Origin of the sequence: Frischella sp. Ac48 (assembly GCF_019641635.1) — a bacterium.
In the GTDB taxonomy this organism is placed as follows: domain Bacteria; phylum Pseudomonadota; class Gammaproteobacteria; order Enterobacterales; family Orbaceae; genus Frischella; species Frischella japonica.
In genome coordinates this window covers 1-889 of record NZ_JAETXP010000036.1, presented here as the reverse complement: position 1 = coordinate 889, position 889 = coordinate 1, and the positions used below count along the sequence as shown (strand labels likewise).

Below are 889 nucleotides of genomic sequence, written 5' to 3'. Positions count from 1 at the left end.
ATAATAAATTTAATGTACTTTGCCCCGCATCACGTAATCCGCCCAATATCTGTAAGGGAACATCTTGATACCAAGCGCGGTGGGTTGTTTGTTGGTCAAAGACGATATCGACGTATTTGACATCGGGCTCAAGCTTGACATAAACATGCCCACGACTATCGAGTTGACCGTGATAAATCGGTTTTTGGTTACTGTTATTAAATAAGGTAAAAGAATGATTGGGTAGGTTTTCGATACTAAACTCTATCCAGTTATCCTCATCAAAGAAAAACCATTCCCGTTCCCGGATTTCTGCCGGGGTTAATTTGCGTGGGATTTTATTGCTGGGTGGGGTTGAAAAATGGGTTTGCGGTGGTAATAAGCCACAATCAAGCGTGAGTGGTTTTTCAATTAATAGTGCCTGACCGGTCGTCAGTGCTTGTTTCAAGGCTTGGGTGACTTTGGCATTATCATGTCCGTAATGATTATTGCCATAATATAACCCTAATTTTTGCAGGGTAGCGTAGAGCTGTTGACATTGTTCAGGGTATTTAATGCAATGTTCAATGACTTCATCCTGCGCTGCGGTGTAATGAAAACGGACTTTTTCAAAACCTGATGCCTGTAACCGTGTTTTAGGTAAGTCAATAAAATCCTGATTAGCGAATGGAGTTTCGGCGACGGGTTGTTGTAATTGTTGCCATGCTTGTTGAGTAATTAATTGATAACATTTCATACATCGTGTTGTTATTCGATATTCCTTTCATACCTTAATTAGCAAAACATAAATCGAAAGACTAAGTGTTAGTGCTAAACAGAGTTGTTAATAATTTTTAGTTTAAATATAGTTATCTAAATCCATTAATCGAAAGCGTAGTTTATCTTTGATGGGCATTCAAGCTTTATGTTT

1 protein-coding gene is annotated in these 889 nt (G+C 38.5%); it reads right to left on the bottom strand.

Features of this window, described 5'->3' with window-relative positions; genetic code table 11:
- Positions 1–715, bottom strand: a 715-nt coding sequence (locus JMI89_RS11775) for a hypothetical protein (protein WP_220680181.1), incomplete at its 3' end; no start/stop codon positions are given.
- Positions 716–889: the final 174 nt, after the last annotated feature.